This window comes from Streptomyces sp. NRRL F-5135 (assembly GCF_000719775.1).
Classification (GTDB): Bacteria; Actinomycetota; Actinomycetes; order Streptomycetales; family Streptomycetaceae; genus Streptomyces; species Streptomyces hebeiensis.
The window spans coordinates 1-757 of the sequence record NZ_JOHR01000060.1 but is presented as its reverse complement, the minus strand read 5'-3'; the positions used below and the strand labels follow the sequence as shown (position 1 = coordinate 757).

Annotated in this window: 2 protein-coding genes; both read right to left on the bottom strand. The window is 68.8% G+C overall.

Going from position 1 to position 757, the window contains the following annotated elements; genetic code table 11:
- Positions 1-453 (bottom strand): GTP-binding protein (locus IG02_RS0135475; RefSeq protein WP_030757754.1); only part of this gene is annotated, 453 nt, incomplete at its 3' end.
- Positions 434-757 (bottom strand): DUF742 domain-containing protein (locus tag IG02_RS0135470; protein ID WP_030757751.1); only part of this gene is annotated, 324 nt, incomplete at its 5' end. The genes IG02_RS0135470 and IG02_RS0135475, both read right to left, overlap by 20 nt.

Sequence of the window (757 nt, the reverse complement as noted above, 5' to 3'; positions counted from 1 at the left end):
GTCGTTGTCGAACCGGTTGACGGCGACGACGAAGGGGGTCTTGTGGTGTTCGAGCCGGTCGATGGCGTACCAGGAGTCGCTCATGCGGCGGGTGTCGACGAGGACGACGGCGCCGAGGGTGCCGAGGAAGAGGCGGTCCCAGAGGAACCAGAAGCGTTCCTGTCCGGGGGCGCCGAACAGGTAGAGGACCATCGTCTCGTTGAGGCTGATCCGGCCGAAGTCGAAGGCGACGGTGGTGGTGGTCTTGTGGGGCAGTCCGGCGGTCTCGTCGACGCCGACGCCGGCCTGGGTCATGACCTCTTCGGTGTTGAGCGGGCGGATCTCGCTCACGGACCGGACGAGGGTGGTCTTGCCGACCCCGAAGCCGCCCACGACGACGATCTTGAGGCCGGTTTCGGCGGCGTCCGCCAGCGGAGTGCGGGTGGCGGGCAGTTCAGAGGTTGCGGAGTCCATTGAGCACCTCCTTCAAGAGGGCGGAGTCGGGAAGGTCGGCGGAGCGTGCGGGGCGGGGGTGCCTGGCGGTGATCCGGCCCGTCGCGAGGAGGTCGCCGAGCAGGATCCGGACCACCGTGATCGGCAGTTTCAGCTCGGCGGCCACCTCGACCACCGCGGTGGGGTGGCGGCACAGTTCGAGGATGCGGACGTGTTCGGACTGCATCCCCTGCGCCGGCTCGCACTCGCTCACGATGAGGGTGACCAGGTCGAAGGTGTCGTCGTCGGCCCGGCTGCGACCGCCCGTGACGGTGTACAGCCGGTC